1 protein-coding gene is annotated in these 1,356 nt (G+C 44.7%); it reads right to left on the bottom strand.

The features are described from left to right. Positions 1-1,343 (bottom strand): hypothetical protein (locus A3762_RS15915; protein WP_156493507.1); only part of this gene is annotated, 1,343 nt, incomplete at its 3' end. Between the last annotated feature and the right edge of the window lie 13 nt (positions 1,344-1,356).

The following is a 1,356-nucleotide window of genomic DNA, read 5'->3' as shown; positions in this document are numbered from 1 at the left end:
TCTAAACCCTCAATCAAATCTTCATCGCCAGGCTCGAAATCAATATTTAAGACCGCCTCGTTAAACCTCTCAATCTCAACTACTTGCCCATCAAGAGTTTGATTTAGCAACTCTAAGCGATTTCGAAAACCTTGCTGATCAGACCGCAACCTCATTAACACTGAAGCTAAATCCTGAACCTGCGCTCGCGACTCAGATATCGCATTTTTCAAACGCTCTTTGTCACCTTCTCCAAGCTCTCTTTTTTCAGATGCGCTCTCCAAAACCTCAGATAATATTGACAACTCTTGCTCACACGCTTCAATTTGCTCAGAACTTTGGGCAAAACGCTCTCTTTCAGAATTCAAATCATCATCTATCCGAGCTATACGCAACTGAAGTTGCTCACGCTTGATTTTCGCCCCCCGCTCATCAGCAACTAATTGCGCGTGACGCTTAAGAGCACTCTGCTCTATTGCGCGAGCATCGACTAACGAAGTTTTAGCCGCAGCCAAATCATTCAGATTAGCCTGAAGCTCCGCCTCCAATCTAGCCACGTCATCATCTGCAATACTCAGCTCATCAACCAAGCTATCTATTCGTTTTTGACGAACGACAACACCATCATCAATTGCACTCAAGGCAAGATATTGAACACTATCCCGACCTATCAATACACCTTCAGTGGTCACGAATTCTTGACCAAGTTCTAGCTGAGAACGAGTAGAAAAGGCTTCGCTAGAATTCGCAGCACAAATATAACGATTCAAAAACGGAATCAACGCAGAACACCCTTCGACTTTTTCTGCCAAAGAGCCATCGTTAACTTGATAGCTTGCCTGCTCATTCGAAAATAAAGCGAAAGTAATATCAGAGCGATCTAAGAGATAGCCGGCCATTTTTTCATCGTTAGATAAATAGGCGTATAGCCGATCCCCAAGCAAACCCTCAATGGCAGGCGCCCATACTGGCTCGACCTGAATTGATTCTATTAAGGTTTCAAGCTCGCCTTTAGCCTTAGCATGCAGATCAGTTAGACCTGCGCCAACATTACCTTTAGATACTACATCGCGCTGAATCGTTTCTAATGAAACCAATTCTGCCTGCTTCTGGGCAATTTCACTTTTTCGTTCTGCAGTCGCTTCACGACTTTCTTGAACAACGGCCTCAAGCCTTTCAACATCTTCTTGCCTAGCGAGAACGCTTGATTCAGATTCTTCCAAAACGCACGTCAACTCAGCTAACTCTTCACCCACACCTTGATAGCCCAACACATCCAATTCTTCTGAAAGGCGATTTTTGTCATCATCAAGTGAAGCAACGCGTTCCTTTGCTTGATCTGCTTCGCGCTGGAAACGCGACAAGTTCGACTTCGCA

The organism is Oleiphilus sp. HI0125, assembly GCF_001635355.1.
The sequence above is the reverse complement of the archived record's forward strand: the minus strand, read 5'-3'. Positions and strand labels throughout refer to the sequence as shown.